General features: G+C 59.5%; 21 protein-coding genes, 1 tRNA gene and 2 pseudogenes. 12 read left to right on the top strand and 12 right to left on the bottom strand.

What is annotated here, in order from left to right; translation table 11 throughout:
- Positions 1-33: 33 nt before the first annotated feature.
- The 5 genes and pseudogenes from QZR14_RS19355 to QZR14_RS19335 all read right to left on the bottom strand — a co-directional run bounded on the left by QZR14_RS19355 (position 34) and on the right by QZR14_RS19335 (position 4462).
- Positions 34-750, bottom strand: coding sequence for a class I SAM-dependent methyltransferase (locus QZR14_RS19355; RefSeq protein ID WP_311997443.1), 717 nt, complete (start codon positions 748-750; stop codon positions 34-36).
- Positions 751-919: 169 nt separating this feature from the next.
- Positions 920-1306: a nuclear transport factor 2 family protein gene (locus QZR14_RS19350; protein WP_311997442.1), complete on the bottom strand. Its 387-nt coding sequence runs from the start codon at positions 1304-1306 to the stop codon at positions 920-922.
- A gap of 150 nt (positions 1307-1456) precedes the next feature.
- Positions 1457-2560, bottom strand: coding sequence for an alkene reductase (locus tag QZR14_RS19345; RefSeq protein WP_311997441.1), 1104 nt, complete (start codon positions 2558-2560; stop codon positions 1457-1459).
- 108 nt (positions 2561-2668) lie between these two features.
- Positions 2669-3924, bottom strand: a pseudogene (locus tag QZR14_RS19340) (cation:dicarboxylate symporter family transporter).
- A 112-nt stretch (positions 3925-4036) separates the two neighbouring features.
- Positions 4037-4462 carry a VOC family protein gene (locus tag QZR14_RS19335; RefSeq protein ID WP_108225465.1) on the bottom strand — a complete coding sequence of 142 codons (426 nt, stop codon included), beginning with the start codon at positions 4460-4462 and terminating at the stop codon, positions 4037-4039.
- Positions 4463-4617: 155 nt separating this feature from the next.
- Here QZR14_RS19335 and QZR14_RS19330 point away from each other — a divergent pair, with 155 nt between their 5' ends.
- The 3 genes from QZR14_RS19330 (at position 4618) to QZR14_RS19320 (ending at position 8479) form a co-directional block, all read left to right on the top strand.
- Positions 4618-5496 carry a LysR family transcriptional regulator gene (locus tag QZR14_RS19330; protein ID WP_311997440.1) on the top strand — a complete coding sequence of 293 codons (879 nt, stop codon included), beginning with the start codon at positions 4618-4620 and terminating at the stop codon, positions 5494-5496.
- 133 nt (positions 5497-5629) lie between these two features.
- Positions 5630-5926 (top strand): hypothetical protein, encoded by a 297-nt coding sequence (locus tag QZR14_RS19325; RefSeq protein ID WP_311997439.1) that lies wholly within the window; start codon positions 5630-5632, stop codon positions 5924-5926.
- 168 nt (positions 5927-6094) lie between these two features.
- A complete protein-coding gene (locus QZR14_RS19320; RefSeq protein WP_250604676.1) occupies positions 6095-8479 on the top strand; it encodes a DUF3772 domain-containing protein in 2385 nt (794 codons plus the stop codon).
- Positions 8480-8518: 39 nt separating this feature from the next.
- On the opposite strand, the pseudogene QZR14_RS19315 reads toward QZR14_RS19320, so the two are convergent.
- The 3 genes and pseudogenes from QZR14_RS19315 to QZR14_RS19305 all read right to left on the bottom strand — a co-directional run.
- Positions 8519-8860: pseudogene (locus tag QZR14_RS19315) on the bottom strand (2-oxoglutarate and iron-dependent oxygenase domain-containing protein); the annotation flags it as partial.
- Positions 8861-9777: 917 nt separating this feature from the next.
- Positions 9778-10701: a bifunctional helix-turn-helix transcriptional regulator/GNAT family N-acetyltransferase gene (locus QZR14_RS19310; RefSeq protein WP_250604674.1), complete on the bottom strand. Its 924-nt coding sequence runs from the start codon at positions 10699-10701 to the stop codon at positions 9778-9780.
- 68 nt (positions 10702-10769) lie between these two features.
- Complete coding sequence (locus QZR14_RS19305) at positions 10770-11045, bottom strand: hypothetical protein (RefSeq protein WP_311997438.1); 276 nt, start codon at positions 11043-11045, stop codon at positions 10770-10772.
- Positions 11046-11181: 136 nt separating this feature from the next.
- Between QZR14_RS19305 and QZR14_RS19300 the strand changes: the two genes are divergently transcribed.
- Together QZR14_RS19300 and QZR14_RS19295 are read left to right on the top strand one after the other, a co-directional pair.
- Positions 11182-12018, top strand: coding sequence for an AraC family transcriptional regulator (locus QZR14_RS19300; protein WP_311997437.1), 837 nt, complete (start codon positions 11182-11184; stop codon positions 12016-12018).
- 55 nt (positions 12019-12073) lie between these two features.
- On the top strand, positions 12074-12670 hold the full coding sequence (locus QZR14_RS19295; RefSeq protein ID WP_311997436.1) for a LysE family translocator: 597 nt from the start codon (positions 12074-12076) through the stop codon (positions 12668-12670).
- 107 nt (positions 12671-12777) lie between these two features.
- On the opposite strand, the gene QZR14_RS19290 is transcribed toward QZR14_RS19295, so the two are convergent.
- Complete coding sequence (locus tag QZR14_RS19290) at positions 12778-13548, bottom strand: AraC family transcriptional regulator (protein ID WP_311997435.1); 771 nt, start codon at positions 13546-13548, stop codon at positions 12778-12780.
- Positions 13549-13780: 232 nt separating this feature from the next.
- On the opposite strand from QZR14_RS19290, the gene QZR14_RS19285 reads away from it, so the two are divergent.
- From QZR14_RS19285 to QZR14_RS19265, 5 genes are all read left to right on the top strand, one after another.
- Positions 13781-15406, top strand: a complete 1626-nt coding sequence (locus tag QZR14_RS19285) for an APC family permease (RefSeq protein WP_311997434.1) — start codon at positions 13781-13783, stop codon at positions 15404-15406.
- A gap of 22 nt (positions 15407-15428) precedes the next feature.
- Complete coding sequence (locus QZR14_RS19280; protein WP_311997433.1) at positions 15429-16355, top strand: 4-hydroxyproline epimerase; 927 nt, start codon at positions 15429-15431, stop codon at positions 16353-16355.
- Positions 16356-16410: 55 nt separating this feature from the next.
- On the top strand, positions 16411-17358 hold the full coding sequence (locus QZR14_RS19275; RefSeq protein ID WP_250604660.1) for a dihydrodipicolinate synthase family protein: 948 nt from the start codon (positions 16411-16413) through the stop codon (positions 17356-17358).
- 73 nt (positions 17359-17431) lie between these two features.
- Entirely contained in the window at positions 17432-19024 is a 1593-nt protein-coding gene (locus tag QZR14_RS19270) for an aldehyde dehydrogenase (NADP(+)) (protein ID WP_311997432.1), read from the top strand.
- Positions 19014-20279, top strand: coding sequence for an NAD(P)/FAD-dependent oxidoreductase (locus QZR14_RS19265; RefSeq protein WP_311997486.1), 1266 nt, complete (start codon positions 19014-19016; stop codon positions 20277-20279). The genes QZR14_RS19270 and QZR14_RS19265 overlap by 11 nt, the downstream gene beginning before the upstream one ends.
- 72 nt (positions 20280-20351) lie before the next feature.
- On the opposite strand, the gene QZR14_RS19260 is transcribed toward QZR14_RS19265, so the two are convergent.
- Together QZR14_RS19260 and QZR14_RS19255 are read right to left on the bottom strand one after the other, a co-directional pair.
- Positions 20352-22637, bottom strand: a complete 2286-nt coding sequence (locus QZR14_RS19260) for a hypothetical protein (RefSeq protein ID WP_311997431.1) — start codon at positions 22635-22637, stop codon at positions 20352-20354.
- A gap of 25 nt (positions 22638-22662) precedes the next feature.
- A tRNA-Lys gene (locus tag QZR14_RS19255) sits at positions 22663-22737 on the bottom strand.
- A gap of 295 nt (positions 22738-23032) precedes the next feature.
- On the opposite strand from QZR14_RS19255, the gene QZR14_RS19250 reads away from it, so the two are divergent.
- Entirely contained in the window at positions 23033-23866 is an 834-nt protein-coding gene (locus QZR14_RS19250) for an oxidoreductase (RefSeq protein ID WP_311997430.1), read from the top strand.
- Positions 23867-23877: 11 nt separating this feature from the next.
- Complete coding sequence (locus QZR14_RS19245; protein ID WP_311997429.1) at positions 23878-24816, top strand: AraC family transcriptional regulator; 939 nt, start codon at positions 23878-23880, stop codon at positions 24814-24816.
- Between the two features lie 77 nt (positions 24817-24893).
- Here QZR14_RS19245 and QZR14_RS19240 read toward each other — a convergent pair whose 3' ends face one another.
- The gene (locus tag QZR14_RS19240) at positions 24894-25820 is read right to left on the bottom strand and encodes a Gfo/Idh/MocA family protein (RefSeq protein WP_311997428.1); all 927 of its coding nucleotides are present in this window, start codon (positions 25818-25820) and stop codon (positions 24894-24896) included.
- Positions 25821-25994 lie beyond the last annotated feature (174 nt).

The following is a 25994-nucleotide window of genomic DNA, read 5'->3' as shown; positions in this document are numbered from 1 at the left end:
CATCTTTTCGGTGCGGGCCAAATAGGGAATACGTCAAGAAAGCGTTTTACACGCCAGCCAGGCCCCCCAGAACAAACTGCTGAAAAACCGCGTCGTTTCACCAAACCCGGCCTCATGCAACAACGCCTGAACCGCCGCTTCGGAATGCGGCGGGTCGGCGCCTTGCAGAATCTTGCCCAACTTGGCCTTCACCTCCTCCGCACTGGCGCCCTGCTGCCGCCAACGCTGTCCCCACGCCAGGAGTAACAACGGTTGGCTGGCATAGGCGTAATGGTTGCCGGCGACAATCAGCGGCGCGCCCGGTTTGAGACGTGCCTGAATCGCTTGCAGGATCCGGCGCTTGGGCTCATCACCATTCAGATGATGAAGCACGCCGATCAACGTCGCTGCATCGAATGAGGCAGCGGCCGGCAGGTCTTCGACGTGGCCGAGATGCACTTGGGTTCGGTGCAGTAAATCGTTGGCTTGCAACTGCGCAGTCGCGGTTTCCAGCATCGGTACGGAAGGGTCGACTGCGGTGAAACGCCACTGCGGCTCCAGCGCCGCCATCGCAATGATTTCCTGCGCCGTACCGCCGGCGCCGACCACCAGTATGCTGGCCGGGCGCGAACCCAGACTCGCCGCCAACATGCAGGCCGCCAGGTCGTGACAGGCGTCGTAGCCGGCCAGAGCGATGCGGCTTTGGCGGGCGTATTCGCTGGCGCGGGAAGTGTCGAATTTTTCTGCGGGGCTGGTCGAGGTTGGGCTCACGGCAATGCTCCTTGTTTTTCGAGCACGCTACGCCGAAGAGCGCGAGAGGGAAAATTCATTCGCTTCATGCCCCGCATTCCTCGCGGGAATGCGGCCATCGACATCTCGTCTCCCCTTGCACTTGATCATCCGCCGATCCCGGCAGCGGACTACCGGGATCGATCGATACTCAGGCCTCGAACTGGTGATAAACCTTGGCGATGACCTTCCAGGTGCCGCCAATTTTGATCAGGGTCAGGTAGTCGTTGTAATCGGCACCAATCGCATCGGTTTCCAGGTCCACACGCACTATTGCAGTGGTCGGTGTGATCGCCAGCACGTCAAGACGTGTGCTGATGTGCGGGGCCGCGCCGTTTTTCTCGACGAAATCAAACAGGTTCTTGATCGGGCCGCCGAGCAATTCGCCGTTGGTGAAACCGTACATCACCGCCTCTTTATGGAAGGCCTGAGCGACGCCTTGGGCATCGCCGATCCGAAGACCTTCAACGTATTGATTGGCAGTGGCGATGACAGCGGTGTATTCGGCGGTCGGTACAGCCTTGATGTTGTTTGACATGGTTGTTTCCTTTCGTTGGAGGTGAGTTACAGAGGCCACCGGAAGCCAAGGTGGGCACACGGCGGCAGGAGCTGCCGACATTCACCAATCCTGGCGTGTCGGCGAGATGATGAAATGGGTGACGGAGAGGTTTTATGTCAGGGCTGCCATTCAGGCATTAGCGGTTGGCCAATCGATGTAGCCTTTGGCGCCACCGCCGTAGTAACCCTCACGCGGGGCAATGGTCAGTTCGAGCCCGTGACGCAGGCGCTCGACCAGGTCGGGGTTGGCAATAAACAAACGCCCAAACGCCACCGCATCGATACGGCCCTGCGCCCGACGCTCAAGTGCCATCGCCAGGTCATAGTTGTTGTTGCCAATGAACGGCCCTTCGAACTGCGCACTCAGGGCGTCGAGATCCACCCCCGCAGGAACGCTGCGAGAAGTAGCCGTGGCACCTTCGACGAAATGCAGGTAAGCCAGGTTGAATCGATTGAGTTGCTGGATCAGATAGCCGTAAGTCGCCATGACGTTGCTGTCGGGCGGCGTATTCCCGGCATCGGGCGTTACCGGTGACAGGCGGATACCGACACGGTCGCTGCCCCAGATGGACGCCACCGCAGCGGTGACTTCGAGTATCAACCGGGCGCGGTTCTCGATGGAGCCGCCATAGAGGTCCGTGCGCTGATTGGTCGAGTCGCGCAGAAACTGGTCGAGCAGATAGCTGTTGGCCGAATGCACTTCGACGCCATCGAACCCGGCTTGCCTGGCATTCTCGGCGGCAAGTTTGTACTGCTCGATGATCCCGGGAATTTCCGCGGTCTCAAGCGCGCGAGGCATCGATACCTCGACAAAACCTTTCTCGGTGTACGTGCTGCCCTCAGCCTTGATCGCCGAAGGTGCGACCGGTGCTTCGCCATTGGGCTGCAACTCGACACTGGAAAAACGCCCGACGTGCCACAGTTGGCAGACGATCTTTCCGCCGGCCGCGTGCACCGCATCGGTGACTTTTTTCCACCCGGCGACCTGCGCTTGCGACCAGATACCCGGTGTCATCGCATAGCCACGTCCCTGAGCGGAGATGTTCGTCGCCTCGGCGATGATCAAACCTGCACTGGCGCGCTGAGCGTAGTAAGTCGCGTGCATTTCATTCGGTACGCCGTCGTCGGCCATCCGGCTGCGCGTCACGGGCGCCATGACAATTCGATTGGCCAATTGCAGCGCGCCCATGTGCATGGGCGAGAAAAGGTCGGTATCAACAGCGTTATCAATCATGAACACTCCAAATCAATAGACTGGTCGTCTAGTAAAATAACCCCAAAAAAACGCCCCTGCGCCAGCGGGCGTGCACACGTTCTCGATGCGGTTTGAACGATTGAAGACTCAGACTTCAGCAGCGCAATGAACACGCGACGGTTCAAGCGCTGCTCTTTCCCACTTGGCAATCACCAGCGGTGCGATGGCATTGCCCAATACGTTCAGCGTGGTCGTACCGCTGTCGATGATCCTGAAAATACCCGCGATCAATGCCACGCCTTCCAGGGGCAGACCGGCCGACGCCAACGTCGCGGAGAGGATGATGATGGCAAACCCGGGCACCCCTGCCGCGCCTTTCGATGTCAGGACCATCGTCACCACCAGCAAGATCTGCTGCGACAGTGACAGGTCGATTCCATAGAGTTGCGCCACGAAGATCGTCGCGACGCCGAGGAAGATCGAAGCGCCGTCCAGGTTGAATGCATAACCCACCGGCACCACGAAACTGACGATCCGCCGCGGTACGCCGTAGCGCTCCAACCGGCTCATCAATTGCGGCATGACCGCGGCGGAAGCGGCGCTGGAAAATGCCAGAATCAGTTCACTGCGGAAGTAGCGGATCAATTTGAAAATGTTCTCGCCGATCAGGTAGCAAATGCCGCCGAGTATCACCAGAGCGAAGACAATCAGCGCCAGATAAACCACACCGATCAACTTGAGCAATGGCAACAGTGAGGCAAAACCAAATGTCGCAACCGTTGCGCCAATCATGCCGAAGACACCGACCGGCGCGTAAGCCATGACGATTGAGACCACTTTGAACATCGCATCGCAAATGCTTTGAACCAGGGCAATGGCTGGTGCACTTTTTTCTCTTGGCAGCGCATTCAGGCGAGGCCGAACAGCACGGCGAAGAACAATACCGAGAGCAATTTCGCTTCCGACATCGCCACCAGAACATTGTCCGGCACGATGTTCTGCACGATCACCAGCGCACCTTTTGACGGCTCCATGTTGATCGATGCCGTGCCGTGGGACAGGCCGGAAATATCGGTGCCGGTACCCGGTTCAAAGAGGTTTGCGAAACACAAGCCGATGACAATGGCCAGCGCGGTAATCGCAAAGAAATAACCCAGCGACTTGATGCCCATGCGGCCAAACGACTTGTTATCGCCACCGCCGGCAATGCCCAGAATCATGCAACAGAAGACAATCGGTACAACCACCATCTTCATCATCTTGATAAAGATGTCACCGAGGGGTTTGAGGATCTCCGCACTGACCCACGTTTGATACTGCGGATGGGTATTGAAATACCAACCGACGAGCACGCCAAGCAACAGCCCGGCAACGATTTGCCACACCAGGGGAATACGTTTCATGTCTAGCCTTTTTGTTGGAAGGAAAGGTCTGCGTCAGTGGCAGTTGCTAGAGTCATGAGCTTCCAGCTCACTAGGGAACGAATGGCACAACCGGGTTGTGCCATGACGGTTGTCACTTGGCGAAGAGCTGGCTCATATCCTTGAACGCCTTGAACTCAAGGGCGTTACCGCAAGGATCAAAGAGGAACATGGTGGCCTGCTCACCCACCTGCCCCTGAAAGCGAATGTACGGTTCGATCACAAACTCGGTACCAAAGGACTTCAGACGTTCGGCCAATGCTTCCCACTGTTGCCATCCCAAAATGATGCCGAAGTGCGGAACAGGTACGTCGTGACCGTCGACCGGGTTGCTGTGAACGCTTTCCTGAGACGCGGTTTTCGGGTGTTCGTGAATGACCAGTTGGTGGCCATAAAAGTCGAAGTCGACCCACTGGGTGCTGGAGCGTCCTTCTGCAAGACCAAAGACCTCACCGTAAAAGGTGCGCGCCGCAGCCAGATCGTAAACGGGGATAGCGAGGTGAAAAGGCGAGAGGCTCATCAGAACTCCAATAATGTTTTTGTTGGTTGGCGAACATTCCTGCCGACATTGGCGCTTTCGGTTGAGTCGCTGCCGGGGATGGAAAACATCCTAGGACGGAAAACCAAACATAAAAATCAATATATATTTCTTAGAAACACAATTAATATTTGTGAATGATCAAAGAACTCAAGACACTCATTGCCGTAGCACGCGAAGGTACTTTCGCTGCAGCCGGCAACAGGATCGGCCTCACGCAGGCTGCCGTCAGCGCCCAAATCCAGCGCCTGGAAGCCGAACTCGGCTTCGAGCTTTTCGACAGAAAGGGGCGCTCGGCACACCTCAACAGAATGGGCCACCAGATACTTCTGCAAGCGCAAGAACTGCTCAGGCTCTACGACAGTCTCGGCTCGACAACCACGGGGCTGCCTCCCAGCGTGCTGGTCAACATCGGCGCCATTGCGTCGGTGCAGCGCTCTTATCTACCGGATGCGCTCGCGAAGTTTCACCAGCACTGCCCGCAGTGCAGATCCCGGATCGTTCCGGGGCTGTCGATGGAACTGGTCAACCTGGTGGATGCTGGCGAGATCGACATGGCCGTGATCATCCGCCCGCCCTTTTCACTGCAGAGTGACCTGCGCTGGACGACCTTGGCGCTGGAGCCTTACCGGTTGATCGTGCCCCGCGATGTGCCGGGCGATGACTGGAGCCAATTGCTTTGCAGTCAGCCGTTCATTCGATATGACCGCTCCTCCTTCGGCGGCAGGCAGGTCGATCGTTTTCTGCGGCAGATGCATTTCACCCTGCACGAGGTCTGCGAGTTGGATGAACTGGAGGCGATTATCAAACTGGTCGAAAACGGTGTCGGTATCGCGCTGGTGCCGCAAACGGCACCCGACTTTGCATGGCCTGCCGGCGTCAGAGTGCTCGATCTCGGCCAGCACACGTTCCACCGTGATATCGGGCTGGTGCACCGATCGCGCCAGACCTTCACCGAGCCTGTGCGGATGTTGGCTGAGCTGATCAGTGCGCAGGTGAGGATTGGCTATGAATAACTGCAGATCCTCGCATTCACAAACAGCCATTAATCGCATCAATAACAACCATTGACTCAATGAAGTTCTCTTATCAATAGCGCGGCGTAAGATCGGCTCCAGACCCAACCCTTACATCACGGAGCACACACTCATGAAACGCCAAGCCCTTCTCAGCATCGCTTTCTCGTTCTTCGCCCTGAATGCTTTTGCCGCTGCCCCTGCCGAACCTCTGGTCGCCGAAGGCGGTGCTGATCGTCTGCTGGAACAACGCACCGTTGCGGCTGCGACTCAAACCGATCCACTGTTCAGTGATGCAGTCGCCGCCGCTACTCAATCTGATCCATTGTTCAGCGACGCCGTAGCCGCAGCCACCGAAACCGACCCGCTGTTCAGCGATGCTGTTGCCGAAGGTGGTTCCGACCGTTTGCTTGAACGCCGCGCCGTCTGAATGCAGCGCTTCAGCGCCGTCACCGAACAAAGGCCCGACCTCACCCGTCGGGCTTTTTGCGTCTGCAGGCTCTGCTCACCGCCCCGGCCCTGCCGGAAACTTTTCCTCGCCAATCGTCTCGATCACCTAACCTCATAGACTGTGTGATCAATTCGGGCTGGCCCACCCATGCGCAACCCCTTGAAGTCGTTGTTTTTTGTCGCGGTCATGCTGCTGGTTGGCGGCAGTCCGACGCTGTGGGCAGCCGATTTGCCGGCGCCGGCAACCACCGCCGCCGCGCCGCTGCCGGTGATTTCGCAAAGCGATCTGCAAGCCTTGCAACAACGCCTCGACGGTCTCAAGCAACAGATTTCCGCCGCGAACAATTACAACCAGCTCGAAGGCCCGCAGGACCGGGTGCAGGCGTTCATTCTGGATGTCGATCGATTGTCGGCGGGGTTGTTGCCGCAGCAAGCACAACTGGCAGTGCAACTGGGAGTGCTAGGGGCCGCGCCGGATACGGACCTGGCGGCGGAACAGGCGGATATCGTCGCGCAACGGGCGGCGCTGGCGGAGCAGAAAAGCAAGGTTGACGGAACCCTGAAAAGCCTGGCGGCGTTGAAGCAGAGCGCGGCAGATTTGATTACGCAGATCGCCGGTATCCGCCGCACGTTGCTCGAGAGCGAGTTGACCCTGGGCACTGACAGCGTATTGAGTCCGCACTTCTGGGCGCCGCTGGTGAGTCCGAGCGACGATGATCGCCAGCGTCTGCGATTTTTCGTCGATCACGTGAGCGACACCTGGGCCACGGTTTGGGCGCCGGGCGAACGCTTCTTCACCAGTATTCTGGTGTTATTGGCGCTGATCATCTGGACATTCGGCCGCAGGCTCGCGGATCGGGGCCTGACCTGGGTGTGTATTTACCGCATGCCGGAGGGGCGTTTGCGGCGCAGTGCGCTGGCTTTCGCCTCGGCGCTGGCGACCATCGCCACCACCGCCATTGCTTTGCAACTGCTGTTCTACGCCTGCACCCGCCATCAAGCGTTGCCGCCGGTGCTGGAAACCTTCTCCGAAGAGTTCGAAAAGGTCGTGTATGCCTGCGTGCTGCTCACTGGGTTGAGCCGCGCGCTGTTATCGACCGAGCATCCTTCGTGGCGCCTGCCGGCGATTGCCGATCCGGTGGCACTGGCGCTCAAACCTTACCCGCGCATTCTATCCTGCGCGTTACTGGTGCTGGTGACGCTGGTGCAGGTGAGCAATGCCACCGGCATGAGCAGCCAGATCGTGATCGCCGGACGCGGGGTTATTTCGATCGTCGTGCTGGTGATCGTGACGGTCATGCTGTTGCGCGTCGGCAAGGTGCGCAAGGCGCTGGTCGCGGCCAATGATGCGGCAGCGGCAAACAGCACGGTTGCCGGGGTGATTTACACCATCGCCAGCGTCTCGATGTTTGTCTCGGCGATTGCCCTGCTCGCCGGCTACGTGTCGCTGGCGCGGTTCATCAGTTACGAGTTGGTGTGGGCGTACATCGTTCTGTCGGGTTTCTACCTGCTGATCCAGTTGATCAAGGACGCCTGCGAGCACATTTTTTCTCCTCGGCACGCGAGCGGCAAGGCACTCAAACAGCTACTGGGCATCGGCGATCGCCGCCTCGATCAAATCTCGATCCTGCTCTCCGGCTTCAGTCGGGCCGCACTGATGCTGCTGGCGGTGATCGCTCTGTTTGTCGGCGGCATCGGCACCACGCTCGGGCAACTGGCGAGCAACATCATGGCCATCCTCGGCGGCGCCGGGTTGCGCAAGCTGAATATCGTCCCCGGCCACCTGCTCAATGCCGTGCTGGCGCTGATGATCGGCATCTGGCTGATCCGCGCCTTGAGTCGCTGGCTCGACAACGAGTTCCTGCCCAAGACCGACATGGACCCGGGCATGTGTGCCTCGTTGAGCACGCTGTTTTCCAACATCGGTTACGCGTTCGTGATTCTGCTGACGCTGTCCTCGCTCGGCGTGCAGTGGACCAATCTGGCATGGATCGTCAGTGCATTGTCGGTGGGCATCGGCTTCGGTTTGCAGGAGATCGTGAAGAACTTTGTCTCAGGGCTGATTCTGCTCACCGAACGACCGGTGAAGGTCGGCGACCTGATCAGCATCAGCGGCGTCGAAGGCGACATTCGCCGCATCAACGTGCGCGCCACGGAAATCCAGCTCAGCGACCGCTCGATCGTCATCGTGCCGAACTCGCAACTGATCTCGCAGAACCTGCGCAACGTGACGCTGGGCGGCAGCGCGCAGGGTGTGGCGTCACTGGAGTTGATGTTCCCGCTGGATATCGATCCTGAAGAGGTCAAGGAGTTGTTGCTCAACACTTACCGGGAGAACGAAACCATCCTCGACAAACCGGCCCCGTTCGTGCGCTTCAGCAAGTTGTCGCCGGACGGGATCACCTTGACGGTGACCGGTTATGTGGGCAGCCCGAGGATTGTCGGGGTGACCAAAAGTGATTTGTTGTTCGAGATTCTCAAGCGCCTCGGAGCGGCGGGAATCGCGTTGGCGAAACCGGCCGGGACGACGTAATCAGGTTATTCCCGAAGCGCCTGGATGCCTGCGTTTCCAAGGCGACCGCTCTCGCTCGGCGCCCAGATCGAACTGTTCACGCAGATCGGGCTGGCCACGGGTGATCTCCGAAGCGGCACGGTTGTACCCGCGAAAGTGCGGTGAGTTGATCATGCCGCCGGCGGTTTTCTCGCTGTCGGGCAATGCGAAGAACTGCCGGGCGTGGGCCTGCACCTGCTTGAGCAAGTCGCTGTCGATACCGTGGCCGGTCAGGTAGAAAAAGCCGACGTCGCGGGCGGCGTGGCGCAGGTCTTCAAGGAATTCGTAACGTTGTTGCGCCGTGCCTTCTAACAGCGACAGGTCCAGCGCCGGCAATGTGGTGATGTCGAGGGTATGTGGCATGATTTCCCTCACCCAACCCTCTCCTTAGGGAGAAGGCGCCGACCACGTTGTCTTGCGTTATACATCGACCTGAAAAAGCGCGTTGATTCTGGATTCCGCAAAAATCGTTCAGGTCGGCGTAGCGTTTTAGATCACCTCGGTCAGTCCCCTTTTCCTTCGGAAGAAGGTTGGAGTGAAGGCTTTAAACTATGCCTACACTCGCCGAAAAAATGGCCTACGCGCCCAAGAAAACAAATATGGAAAAATCCTGCTTTTTGACAGTTTTCCAAGAAAAAAAGCCCGTTCCAGTCGAAACCGAAACGGGCTTTTCCCACATTAACGGCCGTTACTTCAGGTCGTCAAAATGGTCTCGCAGGAACTCGTAAAAGCGCAATGCTTTAAACAATCTCCATACAAGGCTCAGCGTACGCAGCAAAAGCTTCATACGTTTTGGCCTCCAGGGCTGGGGGCCAAACCTCCAGCAAACTTACCGGATCATGCTTGCCTTCAGCTGGCATGTCATAGCAGCTAGTGAGGCGGCCGGTTGAAAGCCCTCCGAAGTATCATCCCGGCACGGGTGCAAAACCGTCTCAGAGGGAATGAAACCGTTGAGTTGCCAGCCAAACCCCATCGCTGCACAGACATGTGAGCGTCGGCATCATAACCTTCAATCAGCCGATACCTGACGAAGTCATTCAGCGGCTTTGTAAAACGTTATTTCTGTCAGCCTTTTCTTTCTAAATCGGATATCGGAAACAGGTGCCTGAAACAAAATATTAGTCTTGCGACGGGTCGTAAAAATTCATACCATGGGCGCGGTCATAGCAGCTAGTGAAGCAACAAACCTCGGTCGCAAACCAGGGTTAACAAAAGAACCGCCCCGCAAAGGCGGTTTTTTTTCGTCTGCCTTTTCACTGCGCCCACCGATGAAAAACACATCACAACGCCCGCGCCCACGTCTGACTCAGCAGATCCTTGCCAAAGCTGTGAATCGCTTCCTCCTCCACCAACTCAAACCCGGCCTTCTGATAAATCTTGCCTGCAGCCGTCAGGTTGCTGGTGGTCCACAAGGTCATGTGCTTGTAGCCAATCTGCCGGGCAAAGCGCAGGCACTCTTCGACCAGACGACTGCCAATGCCCAGGCCCCGCGCGCTGGCGTCGACGTAGAGCATGCGCAGTTTGGCAGTGGTGGCGTCCTGGCGGACGATGAACACGGAACCGATGACCTTGCCGTCCTTTTCCGCAATCCAGCAGCGCTCGCTCGTCGGGTCGTAATCACGCAGGTACTTGGCGACCACCTCGGCCACCAGTGTTTCGAACTCCGAGTTCCAGCCGTATTCACGGCTATACAGTGCGGCTTGTTGCTGCATCACCGTACCCATGTCGCCGGGCTGCGGATCGCGTAACACGTAAGTCGAGTCCTTACTGCCTTCCAACAAGGTCTGGATCAGCGTCATGGCGCCGATCAGCTGCTTCTGCTGCGGCTCCGGCAATCGTTCGAGCATGGCAACGATCTGTTCACGGGAGGCCTTTTCCAGCGGGATCAGGATGTCGCGGCCCAGGTCGGTAAGGTGTAATTGCGCAGCGCGGGCGTCGGTAGGCGACGGGATTTTCTGGATCAGTCCGCGCTTCTCGAAACCGCTGATGATCCGGCTCATGTAGCCGGCGTCCAGGCCAAGCATCTGGCGCAGATCTGCGCTGGTCAGGTCGCCACGCGAGGCCAGCTCATAGAGGATCCGCAGTTCAGTCAGCGAGTAATCGCTTTGCAGCAGATGCTCCTGCAAAACGCCGATCTGATGGGTGTAAAAGCGGTTGAAACCACGCACGACGTCGGCTTGCTCGAGGAGATGGCTGCTGGACATGGCAAACACTCAGATAATTGCTTAAAGCAACTATATATTTGCCAAAAGCAACCATGTCAACAAATAAACTATCGGCACTTCGCCAACACCACCTGACAGGTATCCGGCGTACCCCCGGAGCGACCGGCATAACGAATACAGTTGTTCATCGACTTCTGCCGGGCCATGTTCAAACTGGAGCCCCAAGCCAGACCGCCCTCGCCGACCGACGGCAATGCTTTCGCGTAGCAGGCATCGCCAACACCCGACGGTGGATAGTGTTTTCGGCTGGAACAGCCTGCGGTCAGCGCCAGGCTCAGGCCGATCACGGTGAGCAAAACCCCACGCGAGCATTGGTTAATCATCGCATTTCACCTGTTGCCAAGGGGCCGTGACCTACAGAGTCTAGCCCCCTCACCTGCACAAATCTTCTAAACGCCCTTCACTATTGCGCGGTATTTTATGGGGCCGCACCTTTCAATGGCGAACTCTGGAGCCTTCGTGGATAAACGCAACTGGATCGAGCTGTCCCAGGATGTCGACACCGGGATTGAGTCGATTCGCGCTCACTTCGAGGGCCATGCCTACGATCCGCACTGGCATGACAGTTTTCTCGTCGGCGTCACCGAGCAAGGTGTGCAGCAGTTCAATTGCCGCCGCATGCGCCATCGCAGTACGCCGGGCAACGTGTTCCTGCTGGAGCCGGGGGAAATCCACGATGGCCTGGCGCCGACCGAGGAGGGTTTTACCTATTCGATGCTCTACCTCGATCCGCATTGGCTTGAGCGTGAAATGCACGCGCTGTTCGAAGACGCACCGTCCGACAGCCAGCCCGGTTTTGCCGACACGCTGAGTCAGGATCCGCGTTTGGCCACAGCGATCAGCCACGCGTTCCATGCGTTGCATGACGGCGATCTGCGCATCGTCCGTCAGACCGCCCTCGACGATCTGCTGAGCTCGCTCACGCGCCATCTCGACTGGCGCAAGCGCCAGGCTTTCGACCCGCGCCTGCCATTGGTGGCGCAACTGGCGCGGGATTATCTGCACGCGCACACCTATGAAGATATCGGTCTCGATGACCTGGCGCGGGCCTGCGGCGTCGACCGTTTCCGTCTCAGTCGGGCGTTCAAGTCTGCCTTCGGACTTGCTCCGCACGCGTACCTGATCCAGCTGCGTCTGGCCAAGGCGCGGCAGTTGCTGGCCCGGGGTGAAACGCCGGCGCAGGTCGCCAGCGTGCTCGGTTTTGCCGATCAGAGTCACCTGGGTCGCTGGTTCCGGCGCGCCTATCAACTGACGCCAGCGGATTACCGCAAACGCTGCTCAAACCTTCCAGACTGACGCACGCCGTCTGGCGATGATGGATACCTGTGTTGCTATTCAGGGAATCCCGATCATGGCGTCATTACTGCCCTTCCTGCTGTTTGCTTTCGTTGCTTCGATCACACCGGGGCCGACCAATATTCTGGTGTTGAGCCACAGTTCGCGCCAAGGCTTGAGCGCCACGCTGCCGATCATTTTTGGCGCCTGCGCGGCGGCGGCACTGATTGTGCTGGTGGTCGGCCTCGGTGCCGGCGAAACGTTGCTGCGCTATCCGCGCGTGCAGCAAGCCATGTCTTGGGGCGGCGTGCTCTGGTTGAGCTGGCTGGCGTGGCAGATCTTTCGCAGCACGCCGCCATCGCTGGCCCCCACAAATGCACAAGACGAAGGCTTCGGCGTGCTGGGCGCAGCCATGTTGCAACTGGTCAACCCCAAGGTGTGGATGATGGCCGTGGCGGTGGTCAGCGTGTTCGTCGACGGTGGTGACAAGACCTTGCGACTGCTGGTGCTGTCGCTGGCGTTTTTGCTGGTGTCATTGCCGTGCATGACATTCTGGGCATTGCTGGGTGTGGGCAGTGCGCGGTTGATGGGATCGCCGAAAGCGTTCAAGCGGATGAACACGGCACTGGCATTGTTGCTGCTGCTCTCGGCATGGCTGACCGTCCTGGTTTAACTGTAGGAGCTGCCGAAGGCTGCGATCTTTTGATGTTGATTGCAAAAAACAGGATCAAAAGATCGCAGCCTTCGGCAGCTCCTACATTGCGCCTCGATACCACTTCATCAGGCTGACGTCGCCTGCCGATACTCTCGCGGCGTAAACCCGGTCGAGGCCTTGAACTGGCGAGTGAAGGCGCTGTGATCGGTGTAGCCGCATTGCAATGCCACGTCGGTTATCGGCAGGTCGGTGTGCAACAACCGGTGCGCGTGTTCGAGTCGTACTTTCTGGATCATCTGCCTTGGCGTCAGGTGGAACACCCGTTTGCAGTAACGCTCCAGTTGCGCCACGGAAATACCGGCGATGCGGGTCAATTCACCGAGGGTGACGCGGCGATTGAAATTCGCGCGGATATGTTCATCGACAGCCGCCAGCCGTTCGAATGCCGGGTGGGTTTCGCTGGCCGATTGCAAGTCAACCGAGATTCCCGCCAGGCCAATGATCACCCCGTCACGGTTGTACAGCGGCTGCTTGTGCGTCAGGCACCAACCCGGTTCGCGACTGCCATACAGATGCAGTTCGAGCTGATCCTCCAGCACAAAGCCCTCCTCCAGCACCTTGCGATCCTGCTCGGTGTAACCCGGTCCGAGTTGCGCCGGAAACACCTGCGCACTGGTTTTGCCGAGCAACGGACGCAAATCCTTCAAGCCACAGCGCTGCACCAGCGTGCGATTCGCGAGCACGTAACGGGCCTGCACATCCTTGATGAAAATCGCCGCGTTGGGAATCACATCGAGCATCGGCAACAACAGCGCCGCGCCGGCCAACAGCTCCTCCAGTGTCTGCGGACGCTGGCCAGTCATGCCTTGAGCCAGGATCGAAAACGCCTGCTGCATCGAAGATTCCCCTCGTGACGTGGACAGACCAAGTGCCCGCCATGCGCCGTTCGCCCTGCAGATTGCAGCATCGGTCACGACGTGTCGAGGGCCCTGTTTCATCGGCGCCATTGTGCCGATTTCGTCATCGAACCCGGCAAAAAGCATCAATCGCCGCGATGTCGATGCGTTCAAAGTCTGGCCGTCCCAGTGACACAACTGCCTATCCAATAACTCACAAGAAGGCGATGCCATGTCAGGCCAAGGCAAGTTCAAAAAACAGCTTTCACTGATCGACCTCACATTTATCGGGCTGGGGGCGATCTTCGGTTCCGGCTGGTTGTTCGCGGCCAGTCACGTGTCCGCCATCGCCGGTCCGGCGGGGATTTTTTCCTGGCTGCAGGGCGGCTTCGCCGTATTGTTGCTGGGCATCGTTTACTGCGAACTGGGCGCTGCATTACCGCGCGCCGGCGGCGTCGTGCGTTATCCGGTTTACTCCCACGGGCCGCTGCTCGGCTATCTGATGGGCTTTATCACCCTGATTGCGTTTTCCAGTCTGGTGGCAATCGAAGTGGTTGCCTCGCGCCAATACGCAGCGGCATGGTTTCCCGGCCTGACCAAGGCTGGCACCGGTGATCCGACGATTCTCGGTTGGATGGTGCAGTTCGGCCTGCTCTGTGTGTTCTTCCTGCTCAACTACCGCAGCGTGAAGACCTTCGCCAAGGCCAACAATCTGGTCAGCGTGTTCAAGTTCATCGTGCCGTTGCTGGTGATCGGCGTGCTGTTCACCTTCTTCAAACCGGCGAATTTCCAGGTGCAAGGCTTCGCCCCGTTCGGCTTGTCCGGCGTGGAGATGGCCGTGTCGGCGGGCGGGATCATCTTTGCCTATCTGGGCCTGACGCCGATCATCTCGGTGGCCAGTGAAGTGAAGAATCCACAGCGCACCATTCCCATCGCGCTGATCCTTTCGGTGCTGCTGTCGACATTGATTTACGTGCTGCTGCAAATGGCCTTTCTCGGCAGCATCCCGACGGAAATGCTCGCCAACGGCTGGGCCGGAATCAGCAAGGAATTTGCTCTGCCCTATCGCGACATCGCCTTGGCGCTGGGCGTGGGCTGGCTGGCGTATCTGGTGGTCGCCGATGCGGTGATCTCGCCAAGCGGCTGCGGCAACATCTACATGAACGCGACCCCGCGGGTGATCTATGGCTGGGCGCAGACCGGGACCTTCTTCAAGGTCTTCACCCACATCGACGAAAAATCCGGCATCCCGCGTCCGGCACTGTGGCTGACCTTCGCCCTGTCGGTGTTCTGGACCTTGCCGTTCCCGTCGTGGGAAGCGCTGATCAACGTGGTCTCCGCTGCGCTGGTGTTGAGCTACGCCGTGGCGCCGGTGTCGGTGGCTGCGCTGCGCCGCAATGCGCCGGACATGCCACGGCCGTTCCGGGTCAAGTGCATGGGCCTGCTCGGGCCAGTGTCGTTCATCATCGCAGCGCTGATCGTCTACTGGTCGGGCTGGAACACCGTGTCGTGGCTGCTCGGCCTGCAAATCCTGATGTTCGTGGTGTACCTGCTCTGCGGTCGCTTTGTGCCGACCGCTCACCTGAATCTGGCGCGCCAAGTGCGCTCATCGGCGTGGCTGATCGCCTTCTACGCAGTGACCATCGTGCTGTCGAAACTCGGCACCTTTGGTGGCCTGGGCATCCTCGCTCATCCGTTCGACACGATTGTCGTCGCCGCATGCGCCACCGGCATCTATTACTGGGGCGCGGCGACTGGTGTACCGGCGCATCTGCTGCGCCTGGAAGAGGACGACGAAGAAAGCGAGATTGCCGCCCCTGCTTCGACCGTGTCTGCGTGCCCTGCCGGCGCCTACTGAAATCATCCAACAGGACATGTTCATGAAACGAGTACACGTGATTGATTCCCACACCGGCGGTGAACCGACGCGCCTGGTGATGAACGGCTTCCCCGATCTGCCCGGCAACAGCATGGTGGAAAAACGCGATGCGCTACGCACTCAGCATGATCAATGGCGCCGCGCCTGCCTGCTGGAACCGCGCGGCAACGATGTGCTGGTCGGCGCCCTGTATTGCGAGCCGGTCTCGGCGGACGCCACTTGCGGGGTGATTTTCTTCAACAACGCCGGTTATCTGGGCATGTGCGGCCACGGCACCATCGGCCTGATCAACTCGCTGCAGTACCTGGGCAAAATCGAACCGGGCGAGCACAAGATCGATACCCCAGTCGGCCCGGTCAGCGCCACGCTGCATGACGACGGAACCGTCACCCTGGGCAACGTCCTTGCTTATCGCCACCGCAAACAGGTGCCGGTGGATGTACCGGGATTCGGCCGCGTATTCGGCGACATCGCCTACGGCGGCAACTGGTTCTTCCTCGTGTCCGAGCACGGCCAGACGCTGACGATGGACAACGTCGAACACCTCACGGCGTACACCTGGGCGATGCTCAAAGCCCTTGAAGACCAGTGCATTTTCGGCGAGGACGGCGCGGTGATCGATCACATCGAACTGTTCGCCGATGACGATCAGGCCGACAGCCGCAACTTCGTCATGTGCCCCGGCAAAGCCTACGACCGCTCCCCGTGCGGCACCGGCACCAGCGCCAAACTGGCCTGTCTGGCCGCCGACGACAAGCTGCAACCCGGCGCGACCTGGGTGCAGGCAAGCATCACCGGCAGCCAGTTCGAAGGCCGCTTTGAATGGCAAGGCGAACGCATCCGCCCGTACATCACCGGCCGCGCCTGGATGACCGCCGACAGCACGTTGCTGATCGACGAAGCAGACCCGTTCGCGTGGGGCATCTGAACCGCCACGCTGACTTTTCACCTCAATTTGAACGATGTGCCAAGGAGTTAAAACAATGAGCGACAACATCTTCACCGGTTGCATGCCGGCCCTGATGACCCCGTGCACCGCCCAGCGCAAACCGGACTTCGATGCTTTGGTTGCCAAGGGTCGCGAACTGATCGATATCGGCATGAGCGCCGTGGTCTATTGCGGCTCGATGGGTGACTGGCCGCTGCTGACCGAGGCCGAGCGTCAGGAAGGCGTGGCGCGCCTGGTCGCGGCGGGCATCCCGACGATCGTGGGCACTGGTGCGGTGAACTCCCGTGAGGCAGTTGCCCATGCGGCGCACGCGGCGAAAGTCGGCGCGCAGGGTTTGATGGTGATTCCCCGTGTGCTGTCCCGTGGTGCTTCGGCTACTGCGCAAAAAGCCCACTTTGCCGCGATTCTGCAAGCCGCGCCGAACCTGCCGGCGGTGATCTACAACAGCCCTTACTACGGCTTCGCCACCCGCGCCGATCTGTTTTTCGAACTGCGCCGCGAGTACCCGAACCTGATCGGCTTCAAGGAATTCGGCGGTGGCGCCGACCTGCGATACGCCGCCGAAAACATCACCAGCAAAGACGATGACGTGACCTTGATGGTCGGCGTCGACACGCAAGTGGTACACGGTTTCGTCAACTGCAACGCCACCGGCGCCATCACCGGCATCGGCAACGCCCTGCCCCGCGAGGTGCTGCAACTGGTCGCGCTGAGCAAGCAAGCGGCCAAGGGTGATGCCAAGGCCCGGCGTCAGGCGCGGGAACTGGAATCGGCACTGGCGGTGCTGTCGTCGTTCGATGAGGGCTGCGATCTGGTGCTGTATTACAAACACCTGATGGTGCTCAACGGCGACAAGGAATACACCCTGCACTTCAACGAAACCGATGCGTTGAGCGATTCGCAACGGCGTTATGCCGAGAAGCAGTATTCGCTGTTCCGTCACTGGTACGAGAACTGGTCGGCGGAACAGAACTTCGCCTGATCACGTCCCCCTCACCTGCCGCGAAACCTTGTGATTCGCGGCAGGCCTCCCTCTTTTTTATCAGGAAGACACCATGACTTTGACGGGCCACATGCTGATCGGACAGCACACGATTGCCGGCAATCGCAGCGCCATTCGCGGGATCAATCCGGCCACGAATGAAACGCTGGAACCGGCGTACGCCGGTGGGGCGGCCGAGCATGTCGAACAGGCCTGCGCGCTGGCCTGGGCTGCGTTGGATGGGTATCGCGAGACAACCCTGAATGTCCGCGCCGAATTTCTGGAAAGTATCGCCGAAGAGATTGAAGGGCTCGGCGATGCGCTGATTGACCGGGCCCACGCGGAAACCGGCCTGCCACGCGCACGCCTGCTAGGAGAACGCGGGCGTACTTGCCAACAATTGAGAATGTTCGCCCGCACCGTGCGCGCCGGCGAATGGCTGGATGTGCGCGTCGATAGCGCGCAGCCGCAACGTCAACCGCTGCCGCGTGCGGATCTGCGTCAGCGGCAGATTGCGCTGGGGCCGGTCGCGGTGTTTGGCGCGAGCAACTTCCCGCTGGCGTTTTCGGTGGCCGGCGGTGACACCGCATCGGCGCTGGCCGCCGGTTGCCCGGTGATCGTCAAGGCGCACGGTGCGCATCCCGGCACCAGCGAACTGGTCGGCCGCGCGGTCGCTCGGGCGGTAAAATCCTGTGGTTTGCCGGAAGGCGTGTTCTCGTTGCTGTACGGTTCCGGCCGCGACGTGGGCATTGCGCTGGTCACTGACCCACGGATCAAAGCAGTGGGTTTCACCGGCTCGCGCAGCGGTGGTCTGGCGCTGATGCAAGCGGCGCAAGCGCGGCCCGAGCCGATTCCGGTGTACGCGGAAATGAGTTCGATCAATCCGGTGCTGCTGTTTCCTGCGGCGCTGAGCAATCGCCCCCAGGCGTTGGCTGAAGGATTCGTCGCGTCACTGACACTGGGCGCAGGTCAGTTCTGCACCAATCCGGGTTTGGTCATTGCCTTGAAAGGACCGGCGCTGGACAAGTTTATCGCCGCCACTGCCGAGATCATTCAACGAAGCCCGGCGCAGACGATGCTGACACCGGGCATCTTCAGTGCTTACGAATCGGCCGTGAACGCGCTGGCCGAGAATGCCGCTGCGCGCATCACTGGTATCGGCCAGGCCAGCAACGGCCCGAACCAATGTCAGGCTCATGTATTCGTGACCGAAGCCGCCGACTTTCTCGCCGATCAGCACCTGCAAGCCGAAGCGTTCGGTGCGGCAGCGCTGATCGTGCAATGCAGCAGTGAGACTGAAATCCGCCAGGTCACCGAACATCTGGAAGGTCAGTTGACTGCGACATTGCACCTGGATGACCAAGACCTGGAACAGGCGCGTACATTGCTGCCGACGCTGGAGCGCAAGGCCGGTCGCTTGCTGGTGAACGGCTGGCCTACCGGGGTCGAGGTGTGTGATGCGATGGTGCATGGCGGGCCTTTCCCGGCCACGTCCGACGCGCGCACAACCTCCGTCGGGACCGCGGCGATCCTGCGTTTCCTGCGCCCGGTGTGCTATCAGGACTTCCCCGACAGCTTGTTGCCTGCCGCGCTGAAACAGGCCAATCCGCTGCAATTGCGGCGTTTGCTCGATGGGCAACGGGAAGCGCAGCGCCATGGCGAATAACGGCTCCCACGACATCGCCGTGGTCGGCGCCGGCATCATCGGTGTCGCCTGCGCACTGCGTCTGGCTCGCCAAGGGTTGCGCGTGGTCGTGATTGATCAGCAGCAACCCGGCCACGGCGCCTCATTCGGCAACGCCGGGCATCTGGCGACCGAGCAGGTGTTTCCAATCGCCGACGCGTCCATCCTCAAGCGTCTGCCGGCCATGTTGATGGACCCGATGGGACCGTTGCGACTGGACTGGAAGTACCTGCCGCGTGCGCTGCCATGGTTCACCCGGTTGTTGCTGAATCTGCGCCCGACGCCTTTTCAGAACACCGTGGCAGGCTTGCGCGCGCTGAATGAAAGCAGTCTGGAAGCCTGGCAGCGCTTGCTCGCCGACATACAGCGGCCGGACTTGCTCAAGATCGATGGCTCGCTACTGGTGTTCGAACGCCCCGAATCGCGTCAGGCCATCCAGGCGTTACAGGCTCGACTGCATCAGCAACAGGTGCCGGTCGATTACTGGCAGGCCGGCGTCATCCGCGAAGCTGCGCCGCAACTCAGTGAACGGATTCAGGGCGGCCTGTTCTTCCCGCGCACCGGGCACTTCATTGATCCCTATCGCGTGGTGTGTGAACTGGTCGAAGCGGCCAAAGCCAGCGGTGTGAATTTCGTCCAGCAACAGGTCCAGGGTGGCTACGTGCAGGAGCACGGCGTTACGCTGACCACCGGCAATGGCCGTCTGACTGCAAGCCGCGTGCTGATTGCCTGCGGCGCACATTCGGCAAAACTCACCGCCGCCCTCACCGGCAAAAAAGTACCGCTGGACACCGAGCGCGGTTATCACCTGATGCTGCCGCAGGAACACGACCGCCTGCCCTTCCCCGTGACCTCGCTGGAGCGCAAATTCATCATGACGCCGATGTCCGAAGGCTTGCGCCTGGCCGGCACGGTTGAATTCGCCGGACTGGAAAAACCACCGAGCATGCAGCGTGCGTGGCAATTGCACCGGTTGAGTCAGGGCTTGTTTCGCAAGGATCTGAATGCTGAAGCGGCGACGCCGTGGATGGGTTTTCGACCGTCGTTGCCGGATTCGCTGCCGGTGATTGATCAGGTCTGTGAAGGCAAGGTGTTGCTTGCGTTTGGGCATCAGCATCTGGGGCTGACGCAGGCGGCGGTGACGGCGGAGATGGTGGTGCGGATGGCTTGGCCAGCGACTGCAAAAGAGGCCTGCAGGCTACCAATCAACGAACATTACAGGCTCGATCGTTTCTGAAAGGAAGTCTCTGACCCACAAGCCTGCTTTCCGGCGCAGGCTGGTGGCCGCGCACTGACAGATCGGCAGGCGTTACAAAGGCATTAACCAGTGTCGCTCAATGGTCCATCCCAGAAAAACCCTCGCGCCCTCTTCTTTCTGGCGACTCAACGTCAGCCGATGCCCGGCAGCGGCAACACGCAAGCCAATCATGGCAGGCAGAAACCTTTCGCGGAATTCACTGGATTGCGCTGCAAAATGCGACTCGAGGCTGTCGAGTGCAGCACGCAAGAGCTCGCCATCCAGCATCGACAAGTAAAACATCATCTGACGCCAGGCATACGCCGTGTTCTTCAACATCACCAGACGCGCATGGTAATGCGTGATGTGCATTTGTTGCCGCTTGCAAATCCACTCGAAGCACGCCAGCGCCAGCGCGCTCAAACGATGATGCAGCAGTGTTTTCAGGTTCAATTCGCCGAACAGGAGCGCGAGATTTTGCGTCGTCAGAATCTGCTGCTGTTCGAGTATCGTGCCGTTGACCGCTGGCCGCCACGTGCCAAAGGTGGCGTTTGCACGCTGCGCGCACAGCGTCGCCAATGCATCACGGCTGTTGCTTCTGCGCCGTGATCGGCGCTGATCGGGAAGGCCTGCCAGGCCATCCGTATCAATGTCGTAATAACGAGCGTAAAGCGTCCCGGCCATAAATCTGGCCGATTGCCTGGCCGCTCTCGCGAACTTGTTGGAGAACGCGCCCATGAAAATGTCAGCCGCCACCTCATCGACGAAAGGAAGATCCAGCTTCGCCGTTTCAGCCAGTGAAACAAACTCCTGCAGTAGCTTGTTCGGAAGAATGGCCTGCGGAAACGCCGAAAGGGTCATTGCAGAGGCCTCGACCAACGCCTGCCTGGCACCCGTGGCGGAAATAGCACTCGCCTCACGCTCACCCTCTAAAGCAGCGACCCACGGCAGCTCGGCAATTTTGACCTGACTTTGCAGGTTAAGCAGCAACAACGAGCGCCGACGACGGAAGGCGCGATACGTTGCACCCGCCAACGACTGCAGCATCCCGTCCCGGTATACGCTGCTACAGATTTGCGCTGTCATTGCAGGCAGAACCTGCGCCACGGTATCGGCGGATGAGATCAAGCCATGATCAATCAACTCGGCAATAGTCCCCTTGCGGCAACGCTCGAGGCGACGGCGAACCGCAGGCGGAATCATCACACCAATGGTCAGCCGGTGACGCTTCGCCTCCTCATCGGTGATCGGTTCAAGCAGCGGCGAAAAGTCACTGACCCCGTCCGAACCCGGGTAACTAGCCAAACGTGCCGAGACAGCGCGGGCGATCAAATGATGCCCGGGGGCCGCTACATGTTGGCGCTGCTCTGCTCGTTTAAGGGAATGTGTGGCGGACTCGGGATGCCCGTGTTTGGCCACAAAGTCATCAATAATGCGCCGGATGCGACCGACCTGGCGGCCCGTCAATGATGCTTGATCACGCAAACACTGATCGAGCAACGCAAACAGTTCCGCCGCCCGGGTCTTGAAGGGACCGTTGCTGCGGTGTTCAGCGCTACAGGTCCGAGCGATCTGCGCGCCAAGTACCGTTGCGCGTTCGAACCAGCCTTCAGGAAAATGTCTGCAAGGCCAGCCATCCTGACAAGTCAAAAGAAACAGTGAGACCGCAGCGTCGTAGAGAGGCAGACGATTTTCAACCACATGCTTTTGGACGGCCAGACGCGGTTGAGCCAATTGCCGGTTCAGCCGCTGCCTGACACTGGCGTTATCAAAAACATGCACCTCAGCCGTGGAAATCGGCGGCTCGTCAACGGCAGTCGGGAAGAAACGCAGGCGATCGAAGAAAGGTGCGATCTGCTCGATCAGCGTTCGCGCCTCGTCAGTACGCTGATGCCACAAAAGCCATGACACTGTCAGCAGCGCGGCTTCCTCCGGAACATCAATCTGATAGGTGCCTTTCGCCAAACGCTCTTGCAGCGTTGCGACGCCCACATCCGATAGATGCCAGATGTTGAGATCGAACCGTTCATGACTGGGACGGATGCCGGGGATCGACGCGGCCAAGTGGCGCTCATATGAAGTCAAAGCCCCACCGGCTGGAAGTTGCCCGGTGGCAAATCCACCCGTCGCCACGTCCAGCGTGACCCACTGCGGCAAATCGGCGAAAGGCACACGTGAACCGTATTGTGCGCTTCCCTGCATCAGGTGTTCGACCACCCGCTGCCAGCGCTCGACCCGGTTGCGTGCCTGCGGGTCAGCGTCGCGCTGTGTAGCGGTCAACGCTCGTGAGAGCTGGAACACCGCATAACCGGCATTCACGCCATCGTACTCGCCGAACTCACCGTAGTCCCTGGACATACTTCCTTGTGACCCTGCAATGTAATGGGTCCGGGGGCTGGATTCGAACCAGCGCCCACCCGGTTAAGAGCCGAGTGTTCCACCGCTGAACTACCCCGGAACAGAGCGCGCATTGTCGACCAGCCACGAAGGAATGTGAAGCACGGTTTCTGTTGCGAGACAATTCGCGCGCACGAGCTGAAACGAGCACGCCGTTGCTATCTTCGGGGAGCGTTCCTGTCACTCTTGACCTCGTATCGTGGCGCGTCCGTCATGGCAGTCTTTTTCTGTTTAATGGTGTCCGTCGTCGAAGTTCAGCCCGATAGGAATAGGCAATGCTCGAAGATAAACCGGCATAGGTGCCCCGTTTGCTGATCGCTACCATGGACTCAGACCTGACCCAATGGGAGCTCGACATGACTCACGCTAAAACCCTGTTCATCACCGGCGTCAGCAGCGGTTTCGGCCATGCTTTGGCCAAAGAAGCTATCGCTACAGGCCACCGCGTCATCGGCACCGTACGCAGTGAAGCCGATCAGCAAAGCTTCCAGGCGCTGTCCCCGGATAACGCTTACGGGGTCATTCTGGACGTCACCGATTTCGAGCGGATCGACAGCGTTGTTGCGCAAGTCGAAGCCACTCACGGCCCCGTAGATGTGTTGGTCAACAACGCCGGTTATGGCCACGAAGGCGTCTTCGAGGAATCACCCTTGCAGGAGATGCGCCGTCAGTTCGACGTCAATGTGTTCGGTGCGGTGGCAGTGACCAAAGCGTTCCTGCCGTTCTTTCGCCAGCGTCGTGCGGGGCACATCCTCAATATCACCTCCATGGGTGGCACCATTACCATGCCGGGCATCGCTTACTACTGCGGTAGCAAATTTGCGCTCGAAGGGATCTCCGATACCCTGAGCAAGGAACTGCGGCCGTTCAACATCTTCGTCACTGCCGTCGCACCGGGTTCGTTCCGCACGGATTGGGCGGGCCGTTCGATGCAACGCACCGCGCGCAGCATTGCCGACTATGACGCCAGTTTCGATCCGATCCGCAAAGCCCGCGAAGAGAAAAGCGGCAAGCAACTCGGCGACCCGCAAAAGGCTGCCCAAGCGATGCTGCAGATCATCGCCAGCCCGACACCACCGGCCCACTTGCTATTGGGCAGTGACGCCTTGCGTCTGGCCCGTGACAAACTGAAAAATGCAGCCAGCGAGATTGACCAATGGGAAGCGCTCAGCCGGTCCACCGATCATTGAGAGAGGATGTGATGACGCAGGTCGATGCAGGCACCGCGCGCATGGTGCAGCTCATGAAAGCCCTCGCACCGATCGAGGGCTACAACCTCAGCGCCCTCGAAGGTGTGCGCTTCCTGCGTTCGAATCGCCCCCTGACGCGCACCCCGGTGCTGTATGACCCCGGCATCGTGATTCTCTGCCAGGGCCGCAAGCGCGGCTATCTGAGTGAGGACACCTACGTCTATGACGCCCAGCACTATCTGGTGGTCTCGGTGCCGATCCCCTTCACCATGGAAACCGATGCCACTGAGAGCGAGCCGATGCTCGCGATCTATATGCACCTCGATTTCCAGTTGGCCAGCGAGTTGATGCTGCAAGTGGATGACGTGCATGGCCCAAGCGATGCCCAGCCCAAAGGCATGTATGCCTCGCCGATGGACGCTTCACTGCGGGCAACGACCTTGCGTTTTCTGGAAGCGATGAGCGTTGCTGGCGAAGCACAAATCCTCGGGCCGTCCCTGCTGCGGGAAATCTATTACCGCATCCTGACCGGCGAGCAAGGTGGCTCCATGCGCGCCGCGCTCAACCGGCAGGGACATTTCGGCAAAGTGACCCGTGCGATCCGCAAGATCCATAGTTGTTATCAGCAGCGACTCGACGTCGAGCAACTGGCCCATGAAGCGAGCATGAGCGTGCCGAACTTCCACCTGCACTTTCGCAGCGTGACCGACACCTCACCTATGCAGTATTTGAAGTCGACGCGGTTGCATCAAGCGCGCCTGTTGATGTTGCGCCAGGCCATGAGTGCCTCGGCAGCCGCCTTCAACGTTGGCTATGAAAGTGCTTCGCAATTCAGTCGCGAGTTCAAACGCTTCTTCGGCAGGACGCCACAGGCAGAGATTGAATGGATGAAGGCAACGTATGCACTGCCATTACCGACCACAGCGTCGGAGTATGTTTCGTCGCATTGACGGTCACGCCACAAACGAAAAGCCTGCTTTTCAGAGCAGGCTTTTCGTTGTGTGCAGCGGTGAGTGCTGAAGGTGCACTAGTCGTAAAACGCCTTAACCAACACCCGACTCCCCACAAAGAAACTGTCCGCCACCAAGCGCAACGGCTGCACATCCAGGTCACTGGCCTTGTCGCCAATCAGCTGCTGAAAATGCCGATACACCGCCGCGTACTCACCCTCCTCCGACACCTTCTGGCGCACACCGTCAATACTCAACAGCGCACCACCGTTATCCAGGCGCAACACGCCTTCAGCGCAACGAATCTCGATACTCCACAGTTCATCATGCCCATGGTCAAAATCAAACTCCGCGCGTACATCGAGGCTGCGCGGGTCGGACATTTTGATCGACGCGGCAATCGGTGACTGGCAGTTGCTCGGCACGCGCAGTTCCGCGGATTCGACAAACAACGGCAGCGCCAGCAGATGAGTGACGATCGACAAGGCATTGATGCCCGGATCGAACACGCCGAGGCCGCCGGGCTGCCAGATCCAGGTCTGACCGGGGTGCCATTTGCGCACGTCTTCTTTCCAGTCGATCTGTACGCTTTGCAGGGTGCGCGTGGCGAGCCAGTCGCGGGCGGCTTCGATACCGGGTGCGTAGCGGGAGTGCCAGGCAAACAAGGCGCTGACGCCCTGCCCGGCGGCCTGATCGACCAAGGCCAGCGCCTCGCCCAACGTGGCGCACGGCGGTTTTTCCACCAGCACGTGTTTGCCAGCGGCCAGCGCTTGCTGCACCAACGCAAAGCGCCCTTGCGGTGGCGTGCAGAAGGCAATCGCATCCACCGGCGGACCGTTTTCCAGCAATTCACTCAAGGACTGGAAATTCTCCACGCCCGCGCAGGGTTTGCCTTGGGTGGCGACGGAGACCAGGTGAAAAGCGGGATTGGCGAGGATTGCCGGAACGTGTTGATCCTGGGCGATCTTGCCGTAGCCCACCAGACCGAGACGGATTGGTTGCATCAATGACTCCTGTTTTGATTTTGTTGTCGTCAGTGAACCGGGAGATTACCTGCAAAAATCACGAGCGTCTGTCCGCGCAATGTCACAACAACGCACAGAATCAGGCAAGGATTGCACAGGAATGCACTACTGCCCGCAGCGCTGAAACAGAAAGAATGTCACTACGACAAACCG

Origin of the sequence: Pseudomonas sp. rhizo66 (assembly GCF_031931925.1) — a bacterium.
In the GTDB taxonomy this organism is placed as follows: domain Bacteria; phylum Pseudomonadota; class Gammaproteobacteria; order Pseudomonadales; family Pseudomonadaceae; genus Aquipseudomonas.
The sequence above is the reverse complement of the archived record's forward strand: the minus strand, read 5'-3'. Positions and strand labels throughout refer to the sequence as shown.